We start from the raw sequence: 14,042 nt of genomic DNA on the forward strand, positions 1-14,042 counted from the left end.
GGAAACACTGATCAATGTACACGCTCGCGCTCGAGTCGCTTTTGCGAGCGAACAAGGCGCGGTGACTGCCGTGCAGTCATTCTGCACAAGGGAGCCGCAACGCCGTGCGCGCGCAAAAGCGGCCGAGCCCCTTCGGGGTTGGCACCCCAGGTTCCCCGATCCTGCGTTGCGCCGCTTGCGGGTAGAACCACTACCCGCTGCCCGACGCGCCTTGTCTCGGAAAACCTGGGGTACCAACGCGAGTGTGTACATTGATCAGTGTTTCCTTAACAACTGTGGCTCCTGATCCAGCCAGACGTCGAAGACCTGACCCGGTTGCAGTTCGCGCAGCGTGTAGTAGGCGCGGGTGTGCGCGTGGTCGGCCAGCCCCCGCAGGTCCAGCAGGAAGTCACTCATCGGCGGGTTCCGTGTACGCATCCGGGATGCCGCGCCGGTGCGCCATGGAGCGTCCGATACGGGCGCGTTCCTCGGCGTTGAGCAGGTGTTCAGCCAGCGGCAGTACGGCTTGTTCCTCCAGCTCGAGGTGGGCCCGGTAGCGCTGGATCCAGTCAGTCGCGCCTTCCAGCGGATCTGCGTGCCCGGCCGCAATGTTTTGCAGCGCAGGCTCCAGGGCGTCCCAGCCAGCCTCTAGCTGGGGGTGCTCCGCGCTCAGGCGATCCATCCACTCACCCAGTTGTGGATGGGCCTCGGGGTGGTCGCGGTACGCCTGCAGGATCGGGAACAGATCCTGGTCCTCGTCGGCGTGATGTTGCGGGGCGGCCTGCTCGAAATAGGCCAGCACACGGCGAGCCGCGGATTGGGCCTCCGCGTCGGCCCCGTGCTGCTCGATGTGTCCCGACAGCCGCTCCATTGTGTCGAGGCAGTTCGTGATCCGCCGATGACAGGCTCGCAGGAGCTCGATCGGGCGGTGGAAGCCGGGCGCGGGTTCTTGGAGGTGCAGTTTCATCAATAGGCTCGGATGGCGGGGCAATCGGCGTGTGCTCAGCGCACATGTGGGGCGTACTGTCACTGAATGCGCAAGCGTCCGTGTTGATCTCGATCAATGCATTTACGATGTATCTTATCGTAGTCTAGCCTCGCTGCAGAACAAACAAAAAAGGGAGCAAACGCGACATGCATCCACGCAACCGGATGTTCATCCTGGCCGCGCTGGCCTATGCGCTGCTGGGTGGACTCATCGGCATCGTCTGGCTGGCCCATCCGGGGCTGATCCCCGGCAATGTGCCACGCATCCATGGTCACCTGATGCTGCTCGGCTTTGTCACCATGATGATCTACGGCGTAGGGCTCCACGTACTACCGCGCTTCTCCGGGCGTTCGCTGTTCTCGGAACGGCTGGGGCATGCGCAGTTCGTGCTGGCCAATCTCGGTCTCTGGGTGATGATCGCCGGCTGGATGATGTTCCATAACCCGACTGTTGCGGTCGGCGGGGCGATGGCCTGGGGGGCGATGATCCTGTTCGCGCTGAATATCGCACTCACCGTGCGCCACTACGGCCCGAAGGGGGCGTGATGAGCCATACCGAATACAACGGCTGCGAGTTGCCGGACGACCTGTTCTACGACCTCGACTATGTCTGGGTCCGCCCGGAGGACGACGGGACCTTCACCCTGGGGATCACCGATCCCGCCCAGACCATGGCGGGCCGCGTACAGTACTTCCGCTTTCGCAAGCCCGGTTCGCATCGGGCCGCGGGCAAGCCGGTCGCGCGGCTGGAGTCCGGCAAGTGGGCGGGGGGCATCCCCACGCCCTTCGACGGCACCATTGAGCGCATCAACCCGGCCGTGGAGGCCGACCCCGGGCTGGTGAATGTGGCCCCCTATACCGATGCCTGGGTGGTGGTGATGCGCCCGGACGACCCGCAAAAGGCGCTGGAGCGGCTGCATACAGGGCCCGAAGCCGTCGACGGGCTCAAGCAGTGGATCGACCGCTACGACATCCACTGCATGCGCTGCGCGGACTGAGGGGACGGACTCATGAAGGTGGAACTGCTGGTGTCCGAATGGTGTGCCTCCTGTCACGATGCCGAGCGCATCTGGCGCGAGGTGGCCCAGAAGAAACAGATCGATTTCGCAGTCGTCGACATGGGGCAGCCGGAGGGGCGTCAACTGGCGACCCGGTTGCGCATACGTTCCATCCCGGCCGTGGTCGTGGACGGCGAACTCAAGCACATCGGGCTGCTGGACCGCACGGCCGCGACCGCGCTGGTCGCCGAGGCGCCGGAGCGCACGCAGAAGACTGCACGTCATGTCGGGCTGGGGCTTTCGGCCTCCAGCCGTGCCTCGGTACTGGGCGCCATGATCTGGCTGCTGATCGCGGGTGCCGCCTTGCCGCTGGGCGGCTTCTTCCTGGATGGCGCCGCGCGCCCGGCCGCGCTGCATGGCTTTACGCTCGGGTTCCTTCTGCTCCTGATCATGGGCCTCGGCGAGCACATGCTGCCGCGCTTTACTGGGCACCCGATCGCGGGTGGCTGGCTGTGGGCCTGGACGCCGCAGGTGCTCGTGCATGTCTCGGTGCTGGGCATGGGCTTCGGCTGGCTGCTGAGCGTGCCGATGCTGACCGCCGTCGGTGCGGTGGCCGCGTTTGTCGGGCTTGCGCTGTTTACGCTGCGCATCGCGCCGCTCCTGCTGCGCCCGTCCCTGTGAGGGTCCTGCTTCTGCCGAGGCGGTAGAATGTTGCGCATGGGCCTTCAACGGAGCCGCTGACAGTGAGTCTTTTCGACAAACGCATCGCGGAGCTGGAAGAAAAGCTGCCGCATCTGGACCCCGCGGAACTGGTCGACTGGCGCCAAACTGGGCGGTCCTTTCTGCTGGTGGATGTGCGCCAGCAGGAGGAGGCGGCCGAAGGCAGTATTGAAGGCGCGGTGAATATCCCCCGGCCCAAGCTGGAGGCCAGCATCGAATCCCACATGCAGGACCCCCAGCAGCCCGTCGTGGTGTTTTGCGGGGGCCGTGGCCGGTCCCAGCTGGTGGCGGACAGTCTGCGCGCGATGGGAATGGATGCCCGGGTCCTGCGTGGTGGCTACTCGGCGTGGCGTGACACGCAGACTTGATCGCAGGAATGCCAGTCGCGGCTGATATGGCTTTTTGGCCGGGGCTTGGCTACTCTCGGGTCTGATTCTCCGATTTGGGATTTGTCCCCGTTTTATTCAGCGCGCCTCCGGTGGGGGCGCGTTCTGCTTTATTGGAGTGTGTAAAGGTGAGTAATCCGAAGATCGTCGTCTCCAACACGGACATGGAGCGCCTGGACAAGCTGCTGGAATCGCTGCCGGACGACAGCTTTCCCGGCAAGGCCGACCTGGAGGCCGAGTTGGACCGCGCGGATGTCGTCGATTCGCGCGAGATCCCGGGTTCGGTGGTCACGATGAATTCCAGGGTCCGTTTCCGGGTGATCGAGTCCGGCGAGGAGTTCTCGCTGACGCTGGTCTATCCGCGTGACGTGGACGAGAGCGGCGGCACGTTGTCGATTCTGGCGCCGGTGGGCAGTGCGCTGCTGGGGCTGTCCGAGGGGGACGAGATCGAATGGCCGCGCCCGGGTGGCGGGAAGATGCATGTGCGCATCGAGGCCGTCGAGTACCAGCCGGAGCGCGCCGGCGAGTATCACCGCTAGCGAGTTCAGTTGCGTCAGGCGCTGACTCGCTCAGCACTGTTCCCAGGGCAGCCCGTGGTAGCGCCAGCCGCCGCGGGTGGAACGCTGGTGGTGTTCGTCCAGCGGTCCTTCAAAACCTTCTTCCACCGAGTACACGTTCTCGATACCGGCATCGACCAGGGCCTGGCCAGCGGCCAGCGTGCGCTTGCCGCTGCGGCAGATCAGGTAGAGCGCGGGGGCATCCTCGCTGTGATCCTCGGCCCCGCCCAGCAGCAGCTTGCGTACCTGGGGCACGAAGTGAGGATTCACGGTCCAGTCCGGTTCGTCGATCCACGGGATATGGATGGCGCCCTGCGGGTGCCCGACGAACAGGAATTCCATCGTGGAGCGGATGTCGATCAGCAGGTCGCGCGGGCGCTCCTGCAGCCGCTGATGCGCCTCCTGCGGGCGGATCCGGCGTACGCCGGGCGCGGGAACCGTCTTCTGATTGGCGAGAGGGTCTTCCATTCAAGCTCCGGACGCGGGTGGGCGGCCATCCCTGGCCGCGCGCCCCGATCCCTGGGGTTGCAATGGCATTACATCGCGAAGTCGAGTCGTTCCTGGACCGAGTCTAGCGCGGCCTGGGCACATTCTTCATCCAGATCACCACCGGGAGCACCGGACACGCCCACCGCGCCGATCATGCTGCCGGCCACCTCGATCGGCAGCCCGCCGGCCAGCATGATGATGCCGTCTACGTGGTTCATCTCCATGCGGATTTCTTCGCGGTTGTCGCGGAAGCTGCCGGAACTGGTGCCGGACATGACTGTGGCGCGGGCCTTGTCGCCGGCAATCTGGATAGTCTGCACGGCCGCCAGATTGTCGCGCATTACGGAGCGATCGTTCCCGGCGCGGTCAACGACCACGGCGCTGGTCTGGTGTCCCTTCTCGCGGCAGGCCAGCACCGCCGCCTCGGCGATGTCGTTGGCCAGTTCCATGCTCATCATGCGCTGGTTGAACACGTCGGCCTGGGCCACGCTGGCCAGTCCCAGACAGGCCGCGGCGGCGGTACCGGCGGCCAGACGCTTGATCGAACGCGACATATCCATCTCCTGTCTTTTGTTATGGGTGCTGCGCTGCCGATCATGGCAGAAACATCTTGGTTTTGCTGCTCGGTCGGGCTCGCGACAGGCGACAGCACCGCGCGGCGCGGATACACTATCGCGCATGTCGGGAAACAGCTTTGGGCGACTGTTCGTCGTCAGTACCTTTGGTGAGAGTCACGGGCCGGCCCTGGGCGCGGTGGTGGACGGCTGTCCGCCTGGTCTGGAGCTTTGCGAGGCGGACCTGCAGTTTGATCTGGATCGCCGCCGGCCGGGACAGTCGCGCCACACCACCCAGCGCCGCGAGCCGGACCAGGTGCGCATTCTGTCCGGGGTGTTCGAGGGCCGAACGACCGGCACCCCGATCGGCCTGCTGATCGAGAACGTCGATCAGCGCTCCAAGGACTACAGCGAGATCATGGATCGCTTCCGCCCGGGGCATGCGGACTACACCTATCACCGCAAATACGGCTCGCGCGATTACCGCGGCGGCGGGCGCAGCTCCGCGCGCGAGACCGCGCTGCGTGTCGCGGCGGGTGGCATCGCCCGGCGCTACCTCCAGCAGCGCTACGGGATCGAGATCCGTGGCTGGCTGTCACAGCTGGGCCCGATCGAGCTGGAGGCGAAGCAGCCGGAGATCGTCAACGACAATCCGTTCTTCTGCCCCGACCCGGACAAGGTCGCGGAGCTGGAGGAATACATGGATGCCCTGCGCAAGTCCGGCGATTCGATTGGCGCGCGGGTGACCGTCGAGGCTGTCGGTGTGCCGGCAGGCTGGGGCGAGCCGGTGTTCGATCGCCTGGATGCGGAACTGGCGCATGCGCTGATGAGCATCAATGCGGTCAAGGGTGTGGAGATCGGGGCCGGCTTCGAGTCGGTGACCCAGCGGGGTACCGAGCACCGTGACGAAATCACCCCCGACGGCTTCCTGTCGAACCACGCCGGCGGCGTGCTGGGCGGGATCAGCACCGGCCAGGCCGTGCGTGCGAGCATCGCGCTCAAGCCGACCTCGAGCATCCGTCTGCCCGGACGCAGCATCAACACCGCCGGCGAACCGGTGGAGGTGGTCACCAAGGGCCGCCATGACCCCTGCGTAGGCATCCGCGCGACCCCGATCGCGGAGGCAATGATGGCACTCGTGCTGATGGACCATGCCCTGCGCCATCGCGGACAAAACGCCGACGTCGGTGACACCGGTCTGCCGGAACTGCGCGACCTGCCGCACGACTGATATGGGCGCGCTCCGTCGTGCCCGCATCGCCGGGGGTCCGCTCCGGTGATCCCCAGCGCACGCCTGTCCACGGTCTACTTCTTCTATTTCGCGAGCCTCGGCGCGTTCATGCCGTTCTGGGGCCCGTATCTGTCCGAGGCCGGCTTTAGCGGATCGCAGATCGGCGAGTTGATGGCGATCGTGCTCGCCACCAAGATCATTGCACCCAACGTCTGGGGCTGGCTCGCGGATCGCGCCGGCGCGCACATGCCGATCACCCGCTGGGGGGCCTTTGGCGGTGTGGTCGCCTTTGCCGGGGTGCTGCTGTACACCGGCTACTGGTGGCTGGCCGTGGTAATGGCCGCCTTCAGTTTTTTCTGGAATGCGATCCTCCCGCAGTTCGAGGCGACCACCATGCGTACGCTGGGTCGCGATGCCCATCGCTACGCGCTGGTCCGGTTGTGGGGGTCGGTCGGGTTTATCGTGGCGGTCGCGCTGCTGGGCTGGGCGTTCGACCAGATCGACATCGCCTGGCTGCCCTGGATCGTCCTCGGGATCTTCGCCACCCTCTGGCTGACGACCCTCTGGGTGCGCGAGCCGGTGCGCGACCTGGATCAGGACAACAACGTCCCGGCGCTGGTGGCAGTACTCAAGCGGCCCGAGGTGATCGCGCTGTTTGTGGCCTGCTTTTTTATGCAGGCGAGCCACGGCCCGTACTACGCGTTCTTCACGCTGTATCTGGAGGAGGCCGGGTTTTCGCGCGCGGTGGCCGGGCAGCTGTGGGCCCTTGGGGTCGCGGCGGAGGTGGTCCTGTTCCTGCTGATGCCGAGGCTGATCCTGCGCTTTGGCGCCTGGTTCCTGGTGTCGGCGGCACTGGTGCTGACCACTCTGCGGTGGGGGCTTCTGGCCGCCATACCCGACTCGCTCCCCATGCTGCTGTTTATCCAGGCCCTGCATGCGGCGAGCTACGGCGTCTATCACGCGGCCGCCATCTCGCTGATCCATTATTTCTTCCCCGGGCGGCTACAAGGGCGCGGGCAGGCCCTGTACTCCTCCCTGGCATTCGGGATGGGCGGTGCCAGCGGAAGTCTGGTCGCGGGCTACCTCTGGGATGGCATCAGCCCCGCCTCGGTCTATGTGTTCGCGGCGTTTCTGGCGGCGGCTGGCGTGCTGGCCTCGGTATACGGGGAGTGGCGACACAAGACGCCAGTACGCACGCCATAGGCCGCGCCGCTTGAAGTGTCAGGCGCGCCCGTTCTCGGCATCGAGCCGGCGTTGCACACGGGTCATCAACTGACCGGAGACGCGTTCGACCAGCGAGTTCGCGGCACGGCGCACCGCGGCCTCCAGCAGCGGGCTGCCCAGGCGGTATTGCAGCTCGAACTCCACCTGCGTGTGGCCGGGTTCGCCCGGACTCAGCCGGTAGCTGCCCCGATTCTGGATACCGCGGATCGAGCGCCAGGCAAAATACTCCGGGCGCGCCGCCTCGCAGACCTCCACATCGAAGTGCAGCTTCATCCCCGCCGCGCGGATGGTCCAGCGGTAGCGCGCGCCCCCCCAGCGGCTCGATATGCTCGACGTTGTCGCACAGATCGACAAAGTTGGGCACATGGCTCAACAGGTCGAAGACCTGTTCCGGTTCCGCGTGGAGAGAGGTGTTGTGGGTGAGCTGACGCATCGTCCGGCTGCCGGGAAGGTTGAGCGGTACTTGCTGATCAGAGGCTCGCGCAGGCCGTGGGTTCCATGCAAGCGAGTCTGCGGCGGGCTACGATGACGGTTCACCCCCCACCGGTTACCGCGATGTCCGCCCCGTCCGCCGAACCCGAGTTTCTCAAGCGCTTCCAGGCGGGCAGCACCGGCGTGCTGCACTGGACTGACCTGGAAGCCTTGTGGGCGCGGCTGCGCGAACGGGCGGACGACCACTGGTATATCTATGCCGTGGGCGATGCAGTGCCCCAGGCGCCAGTGCCGGCGGATGATTTTCGGCGCTTCCTGGAGGAGGTCGATCACTTGCTGCGGCAGGACCACGACGAAGATTACTGCGGCATCGTCTATGTCGACGATCGTGATGCCCCAAGCTTCGTGAAGATCTTCGACCCGAACCACTTGGGGGCCAGTTGCGGGTCCTCGGGGCTGAGGATACTGCCCGGCTGGGTACTCTCGCGGGTCCCGCCCGTGGATCTGCAGGCAGCGATGCCGCCGACCGGCAGCCGCCGGCGCTGGTGGCAGCGCCTGTTCGGCGGGGCAAAATGAGTACAGCCGGCACACAGGGGAGACGGGGCGATGGCTGATTCCTGGTGGCAGCGCCTGCGCGGGCAGGCGCGCGTGCTGTTCGCGCTGGGCATCCTGCTGCTGGTGATCGTCTGGATCGCCTCCGGGATGTTCGGGCGCGAGGCCGACGAGGCGCCGCGGGCGGCCGAGCCGCAGCCGATGGCGGTGGCCGTGACCACGCTGGAGGCGGAGCCGGTGGAGCGCCTGCTGGTACTGCAGGGGCGAGTGGAGCCGGATCTGCGCGTGCTGGTGCGCGCCGAGACCGCCGGTCAGGTGGCCGAGTGGGAGGTGGCCCGCGGGGCACGCGTGGCCGCCGACGTTCCGCTGGCGCGGCTGCGCATGGATGACCGCGAGGCGCGCCGGCGCCAGGCGATCGCCCGGCTGCGCGGCGCCGAGAGCGAATTCGAGGCCGCCCAGCGGCTGCACGATCAGGGCCATGTGTCGCGCACCCAGCTGGAGGCCCGCGAGGCCGAGCGCGAGGCCGCCCGGGCAGAGCTGGAGGCGATCGAGCTGGATATCCGCAACACGCGCATTATCGCCCCGGTGGACGGGGTGGTGAATCAGCGCCTGGCGGAGCGGGGCGACTTCGTGGCACGTGGCGACCCGGTGGCGGAGATCGTGGACAACGACCCGCTGCTGGCGGTGGTGCATGTGCCGCAGCACCAGATCGGGCGCGTGGAGCCGGGCCAGGCGGCGCGCATCCGCTTCCTGGACGGGCGCCGCGCCGAGGGCGAGGTCCGGTTCGTCTCGCGGGTGGCCGAGGTCGGCACCCAGACCTTCCGCGTGGAGGTCGAGGTCCCGAATGCCGACGAGGCGCTGCCCTCCGGGATCAGCGCCGGGGTCGAGATCCCGACCGAGACGGTCGCGGCGCACAAGCTCTCGCCGGCCTGGATGGGACTGGACGACAACGGCCGGGTCGGGGTGAAGACAGTGGATGACGACGACCGGGTGGTCTTCCACGCAGTCGAGGTGATCCGTGCCGCCACTGACGGCGTCTGGGTCACCGGGCTGCCGGAGCGGGCACGGGTGATCACCATCGGCCATGGCTTCGTGACCCCGGGCGAGACCGTGCGGCCCCGGCCCACGGAGGCATCGACGGGCGCGGACGGGCCGGAACCGGTGGGCGGGGCCCTGCGGTGAAGGCCCTGATCGCCTGGGCGGTGGAGCACGCCCGGACGGTGCTGCTGTTCCTGCTGCTGATCCTGGTACTGGGCGCGACCGCCTACCAGGTGGTGCCCAAGGAGGCGGCCCCCGAGATCGACATCCCCATCTTCTTCGTGTCCGTGCCGTATCCGGGGGTCAGTCCGGAGGATGCCGAGCGCCTGATGCTGCGCCCGCTGGAGCGCGAACTGCAGACCCTGCCCGGGGTGGACGAGATGCAGTCCTGGGCCGGCGAGGGCTTTGCCCTGGTGCGGCTGGACTTCGAGCCCGGCTGGGACAACCGCCGGGCCCTGTCGGACCTGCGCGAGGAGGTCGACCAGGTGCGCCCGGAACTGCCCGCCGGGGCCGAGGACCCGAGCGTCTCCGAGGTCGACCTGTCGCTGTTCCCGGTGCTCACGCTGAACCTGTCCGGGCCGCTGGACGAGCGCACGCTGGTGCGTCTGGCGCGCGACCTGCGCGACCGCGTGGAGGCGATCCCCGGGGTGCTGGAGGCGGATGTCGGCGGCGACCGCGAGGAGCAGATGGAGGTGCTGGTCGATCCGCTGGTGCTGGAGACCTTCGAGCTGTCGTTCGACGAGCTGACCCGGGCGATCGAACGCAATAACCGTCTGGTCGCGGCTGGGGCGCTGGACACCGGGGCCGGGCGCATCCCGCTGCGGGTGCCGGGCACCATCGACGATGTCGACGACGTGCTGGATACCGCGATCCGGGTGGAGGGCGACGCGGTGGTGCGGGTGCGCGATGTCGCCGAGGTCCGCCAGAGCTATCTGGACCCGGAAGGCTTCACCCGCATCGACGGCCAGCCCTCGGTGTCGCTGGAGATCCGCAAGGCCTCGGAGGCCAACATCCTGGAGGTGGTGGCGGCCGCGCGCGCGACCATCGAGGCGGCGCGTGCCGACTGGCCGGAGACGGTCGAGGTCACCTACCTGCAGGACATGGCGCGCGATGTCGACGACTTGCTGGGCGATCTCGAGAACAGCGTGATCGCTGCGGTGCTGATCGTGGCGCTGGTGATCCTGGCGATGATGGGGGCGCGCGCGGCGCTGCTGGTGGGGGTGGCCATCCCCGGGGCCTTCCTCGGTGGCATCCTGGCGATCTATCTGATGGGCTTCACGCTCAATGTGGTGGTGCTGTTCGGGCTGATCCTGGTGGTCGGCATGCTGGTGGACGGTGCGGTCGTGGTGGTGGAGCTGGCCGACCGCTATGTGGCCGAAGGCATGCCGCGGCGGGAGGCCTTCCGCGCCGCGGCGCAGCGCATGTCCTGGCCGATCACCACCGCGATCGGGACTACGCTGGCGGTGTTCGCGCCGATGCTGCTGTGGCCCGGCATGGTCGGCGAGTTCATCGTCTACCTGCCAGCCACGGTGATCGTGACCCTGATCGCCTCGCTGGCGATGGCGCTGGTATTCATCCCGGCGCTGGGGTCGGTGATCGGCCAGAGCCGGCCGATCAACGCGGCCCAGACGCGCTACGTGCGCGCGGCCGAGGACGGCCGCTATGACGAACTGCAGGGCCTGACCCGCGCCTACATCCGCCTGCTGCAGCCGCTGGTGCGCCGCCCCGTCTGGACGCTCGCGGCCACGCTGGCGCTGGTGGCCGCCACCTATGCGCTGTACGCCCAGCAGGGGCGCGGGGTGGAGTTCTTCCCGCAGGTGGAACCGGACTTCGTGCAGGTGCAGGTACAGGCGCGCGGCGACCTGTCGGTGTGGGAGGCGGACGCACTGGTGCGGCAGGTGGAGGGGCGCCTGCAGGGGGTGCCGCAGATCCAGCATGTCTATGCGCGGACCATCGGTACCCAGCTCGGGCGGCTGCAGGGCGACTACCCGGAAGACCTGGTCGGGCTGATCCAGCTGGAATTGATCTCCTGGCGCGAGCGCCCGCCGGCGGCCGCGATCATCGAGGACCTGCGCCAGCGTACCGCCGACCTGCCGGGCATCCGCCTGCAGTTTCGTGCCCAGGAACGAGGGCCGCGAGAGGGTCGGCCGATCGTGGTCGAGGCCTCCAGTCGCCACGCCGATCGCATTGCGCCGGTGATCCGCGAGATCCGCAGTGCGATGGACGAGCTGGGCGGCTTCGAGGACGTGACCGACGACCTGCCGCTGCCCGGGGTGGAACTGGAGGTGCGCTTCGATCGCACGCAGGCGGCGCGCTTCGGCGTGGACGTGCCGTTGCTGGGCGAGGGCGTGCAGTTGCTGACCCGCGGCATCCAGCTCGGCAGCTACCGCCCGGACTACAGCGACGAGGAGGTCGATATCCGCCTGCGCCTGCCGGCGGAGCAGCGCCACCTGCAGCAGCTGGCCACCCTGAACCTTCCCGGCGCGACCGGGCTGGTGCCGCTGGCGCATTTCGCGGAACTGGTGCCGGTTCCGGCCACCGGCCTGATCAAGCGGCGCGACGGCGATCGCGCCTACACCCTGGAGGCGGATGCGGCCAGCGGCTACCTGGTAGACGAGCGCCAGCGCGCGCTGGAGGCGCGCATCGCCGGCATGGAGCTGGACCCGGAGGTGCAGCTGCGGTTTCGCGGCCAGGCGGAAGAACAGGCAGAGGCGGCGCGCTTCCTGCTCGCGGCCTTCGCGCTGTCGCTGTTCCTGATGCTCGCGATGATGGTCACCCAGTTCAACCGTTTCTCGCAGGCGCTGCTGGTGATGTCGGCGATCGTGTTCTCCACCGCCGGGGTGTTGCTGGCCCTGCTGCTGCGCGACGAGCCATTCGGCATCGTGATGAGCGGGATCGGGGTGCTGGCGCTGGCCGGGATCGTGGTGAACAACAACATCGTGCTGATCGACACCTACAACGAGCAGCGTCGACGCGGGCTGGATGCCCTGGAGGCGGCCCTGCGCGCGGCGGCCCAGCGCATGCGGCCGGTGCTGCTGACCGCGATCACCACCATCCTCGGCCTGATGCCGATGGTGCTGGCCTGGACCGTGGATTTCGCCGGAAGGGATTTCTACGTCGGGGCGCCGGTGACCGGCTTCTGGGTGCAGCTCGCGACCGCGATCGCCGGTGGCCTGTTTGTCGCCACGCCGCTGACGTTGCTGTTCACGCCTGCGATGCTGGTGCTGCTGGATCGGCTGGGGCTGGACCGGCGGCCCGCGCCAGAGCCGCAGCGCGCCTGAGTCAGCGCCCGGCGAGCTGGCGCAGGCACTCCATGTAGGCGTTCTGGTCTGGCGCCACGTTGTTGCGCTGCGCCTCCCACAGGGCCTGGCCCAGGCACTCCATCATCCGGTGCTCGGCGTCCATCACCCCGAAGCGGGCGCACAGGCCCTGGTGCAGGGCGTGGATACCCTCTGGGCGGTCGGTGCGGGCCTGGTCGCGCAGGCTCAGGTGCATCGCCATGTGCAGGAACGGGTTGGAGGTGCCCAGCTCCGGCGGGAATTCGCCAGTCAGCGCGGTCTCGCGGTCCTTGATGAATTCGTGGTACTCGGGGTGTTCTGAGATCACGTCCACCAGCTGCTGTTCCAGGTCGGTCAGCGTCTCGCCGGCCTGCGCCTTGTGCCAGGCGTCGACGAACTGGGTGCGGATCTGGTCGCGGTTGCCGTACATGGGGTGTTCCTCGAAGGTATGGGGGTGGTCAGGCGCCGATGGGTGGCGGCGTCTTCGCCTTGTATTCGCACAGGTCCTCGATCGGACAGCGCCAGCATTCGGGCTTGCGCGCCTTGCAGACATAGCGTCCGTGCAGGATCAGCCAGTGGTGGGCGTCCTGCAAATAGGGCTTTGGCGTCAGCCGCATCAGCCGCTTCTCGACCTCCAGCACGTTCTTGCCGGGCGCCAGTCCGGTGCGGTTGGCGACCCGGAAGATGTGGGTGTCCACCGCGATGGTGGGTACGCCGAAGGCGGTATTCAGGACGACGTTCGCGGTCTTGCGGCCCACCCCCGGCAGGGCCTCCAGCGACTTGCGGTCGCGCGGAACCTCGCCGCCGTGCTGGTCGACCAGGATGCGGCAGGTCTTGATCACGTTCTCGGCCTTGGCGTTGTACAGGCCGATGGTCTTGATGTGTTCCTTTAACCCGTCCAGCCCCAGCGCGAGGATCGCCTCGGGCGTGTTGGCGGCGGGGTAGAGGCGGCGGGTGGCCTTGTTCACGCCGACATCCGTGGCCTGGGCCGACAGGATGACTGCGATCAAAAGTTCGAAGGGCGTGTTGTATTCGAGCTCGGTGGTCGGCTCGGGGTTCGCCGCCTTCAGGCGTTCGAAGATGGCTTCACGCTTCGCGGCGTTCATTAATCAGTGTTTCCCTAAACAAACCGGCCCCGCAGGGCGGGGCCGGATGCTGCGGCAAGACTGCCGATCAGACGTGGCGGAACAGACCGACGTCCGGGGCCGCTTCGCGCGGGTTGGACTCGGCTTCCTTCTCCAGGTCCTTGATCATTTTGGCGTGCTTCTCTTCGAGATCGTGCATCGCCTTTTCGTCCATCTTCGGGAAGATGACGTCGCGGATGAACGAGCCCAGCTCGTCCAGGCAGCTCGGCCAGTACTTGCCGTTCAGATGGAACGAGTGGTGGGCATGGGTGCCCATCGGATAGCTGTCGAACTTGGTGATCATGGTGTAGGAGAGATCGGCGTCCTTCTCGACGAAGTCCTTGGCCCAGTCGTACCACCACTTGTAGTACTTCTCCTGCAGGTCCTCGTTGAACCCGTGGTTTTCGAAAAAGGCGGCGATGGTGCCGCGCGGGGCGAGGCCGTAGCGCGTGCCGCGCTTACCAGCAAACGGGAAATGTCCAGCCATGCCTAT

17 protein-coding genes and 1 pseudogene are annotated in these 14,042 nt (G+C 67.4%); 10 read left to right on the plus strand and 8 right to left on the minus strand.

The annotated features are described in order from the left end of the window. Nucleotides 1-255: 255 nt before the first annotated feature. Both G015_RS14010 and G015_RS0108320 read right to left on the minus strand, forming a co-directional pair. Entirely contained in the window at nt 256-396 is a 141-nt protein-coding gene (locus G015_RS14010) for a DUF2249 domain-containing protein (protein ID WP_020146468.1), read from the minus strand. After that, on the minus strand, nt 389-946 hold the full coding sequence (locus tag G015_RS0108320) for a hemerythrin domain-containing protein (RefSeq protein ID WP_018137747.1): 558 nt from the start codon (nt 944-946) through the stop codon (nt 389-391). The genes G015_RS14010 and G015_RS0108320 overlap by 8 nt, the downstream gene beginning before the upstream one ends. A 167-nt stretch (nt 947-1,113) precedes the next feature. Here G015_RS0108320 and G015_RS0108325 point away from each other — a divergent pair, with 167 nt between their 5' ends. From G015_RS0108325 to rnk, 5 genes are all read left to right on the plus strand, one after another. Further along, nucleotides 1,114-1,512 carry a hypothetical protein gene (locus tag G015_RS0108325; protein ID WP_018137748.1) on the plus strand — a complete coding sequence of 133 codons (399 nt, stop codon included), beginning with the start codon at nt 1,114-1,116 and terminating at the stop codon, nt 1,510-1,512. Then, on the plus strand, nt 1,512-1,964 hold the full coding sequence (locus G015_RS0108330; protein ID WP_012983113.1) for a glycine cleavage system protein H: 453 nt from the start codon (nt 1,512-1,514) through the stop codon (nt 1,962-1,964). The genes G015_RS0108325 and G015_RS0108330 overlap by 1 nt, the downstream gene beginning before the upstream one ends. A 12-nt stretch (nt 1,965-1,976) precedes the next feature. Continuing rightward, nucleotides 1,977-2,645, plus strand: a complete 669-nt coding sequence (locus G015_RS0108335; RefSeq protein ID WP_020146469.1) for a thioredoxin family protein — start codon at nt 1,977-1,979, stop codon at nt 2,643-2,645. Between the two features lie 62 nt (nt 2,646-2,707). Beyond that, nucleotides 2,708-3,052 carry a rhodanese-like domain-containing protein gene (locus G015_RS0108340; RefSeq protein ID WP_020146470.1) on the plus strand — a complete coding sequence of 115 codons (345 nt, stop codon included), beginning with the start codon at nt 2,708-2,710 and terminating at the stop codon, nt 3,050-3,052. A 146-nt stretch (nt 3,053-3,198) separates the two neighbouring features. Beyond that, nucleotides 3,199-3,609 (plus strand): nucleoside diphosphate kinase regulator, encoded by a 411-nt coding sequence (gene rnk / locus G015_RS0108345; protein WP_018137751.1) that lies wholly within the window; start codon nt 3,199-3,201, stop codon nt 3,607-3,609. Between the two features lie 30 nt (nt 3,610-3,639). Here rnk and G015_RS0108350 read toward each other — a convergent pair whose 3' ends face one another. Beyond that, complete coding sequence (locus G015_RS0108350) at nt 3,640-4,095, minus strand: rhodanese-like domain-containing protein (protein ID WP_018137752.1); 456 nt, start codon at nt 4,093-4,095, stop codon at nt 3,640-3,642. A 68-nt stretch (nt 4,096-4,163) separates the two neighbouring features. Then, entirely contained in the window at nt 4,164-4,670 is a 507-nt protein-coding gene (locus G015_RS0108355; RefSeq protein WP_018137753.1) for a heme-binding protein, read from the minus strand. A gap of 124 nt (nt 4,671-4,794) precedes the next feature. Here G015_RS0108355 and aroC point away from each other — a divergent pair, with 124 nt between their 5' ends. Both aroC and G015_RS0108365 read left to right on the plus strand, forming a co-directional pair. Next, nucleotides 4,795-5,901 (plus strand): chorismate synthase, encoded by a 1,107-nt coding sequence (aroC, locus tag G015_RS0108360; protein ID WP_018137754.1) that lies wholly within the window; start codon nt 4,795-4,797, stop codon nt 5,899-5,901. A 45-nt stretch (nt 5,902-5,946) separates the two neighbouring features. Beyond that, a complete protein-coding gene (locus G015_RS0108365; RefSeq protein ID WP_018137755.1) occupies nt 5,947-7,104 on the plus strand; it encodes an MFS transporter in 1,158 nt (385 codons plus the stop codon). 18 nt (nt 7,105-7,122) lie between these two features. Here G015_RS0108365 and G015_RS13635 read toward each other — a convergent pair. Then, nucleotides 7,123-7,558, minus strand: a pseudogene (locus tag G015_RS13635) (SRPBCC family protein). Nucleotides 7,559-7,680: 122 nt separating this feature from the next. Between G015_RS13635 and G015_RS0108375 the strand changes: the two are divergent. Genes G015_RS0108375 through G015_RS0108385 form a run of 3 tightly spaced genes read left to right on the plus strand, consistent with a single transcriptional unit; the run spans nt 7,681 to nt 12,428 of the window. Then, complete coding sequence (locus G015_RS0108375) at nt 7,681-8,133, plus strand: hypothetical protein (RefSeq protein ID WP_018174108.1); 453 nt, start codon at nt 7,681-7,683, stop codon at nt 8,131-8,133. Nucleotides 8,134-8,163: 30 nt separating this feature from the next. Further along, nucleotides 8,164-9,291: an efflux RND transporter periplasmic adaptor subunit gene (locus G015_RS0108380; protein WP_020146472.1), complete on the plus strand. Its 1,128-nt coding sequence runs from the start codon at nt 8,164-8,166 to the stop codon at nt 9,289-9,291. Beyond that, complete coding sequence (locus G015_RS0108385) at nt 9,288-12,428, plus strand: efflux RND transporter permease subunit (RefSeq protein WP_020146473.1); 3,141 nt, start codon at nt 9,288-9,290, stop codon at nt 12,426-12,428. Before G015_RS0108380 ends, G015_RS0108385 begins: the two co-directional genes overlap by 4 nt. A 1-nt stretch (nt 12,429) precedes the next feature. Here the strand turns inward: G015_RS0108385 and G015_RS0108390 are convergent, their stop codons facing one another. From G015_RS0108390 to G015_RS0108400, 3 genes are all read right to left on the minus strand, one after another. Further along, entirely contained in the window at nt 12,430-12,855 is a 426-nt protein-coding gene (locus tag G015_RS0108390) for a DUF1841 family protein (protein WP_018174105.1), read from the minus strand. A gap of 28 nt (nt 12,856-12,883) precedes the next feature. After that, nucleotides 12,884-13,531 carry an endonuclease III gene (gene nth / locus G015_RS0108395; RefSeq protein ID WP_012983102.1) on the minus strand — a complete coding sequence of 216 codons (648 nt, stop codon included), beginning with the start codon at nt 13,529-13,531 and terminating at the stop codon, nt 12,884-12,886. A gap of 67 nt (nt 13,532-13,598) precedes the next feature. Continuing rightward, nucleotides 13,599-14,036 (minus strand): hypothetical protein, encoded by a 438-nt coding sequence (locus tag G015_RS0108400; protein ID WP_012983101.1) that lies wholly within the window; start codon nt 14,034-14,036, stop codon nt 13,599-13,601. Nucleotides 14,037-14,042: the final 6 nt, after the last annotated feature.

Source organism: Thioalkalivibrio sp. ALJ15 (assembly GCF_000383695.1).
Lineage (GTDB): Bacteria > Pseudomonadota > Gammaproteobacteria > Ectothiorhodospirales > Ectothiorhodospiraceae > Thioalkalivibrio.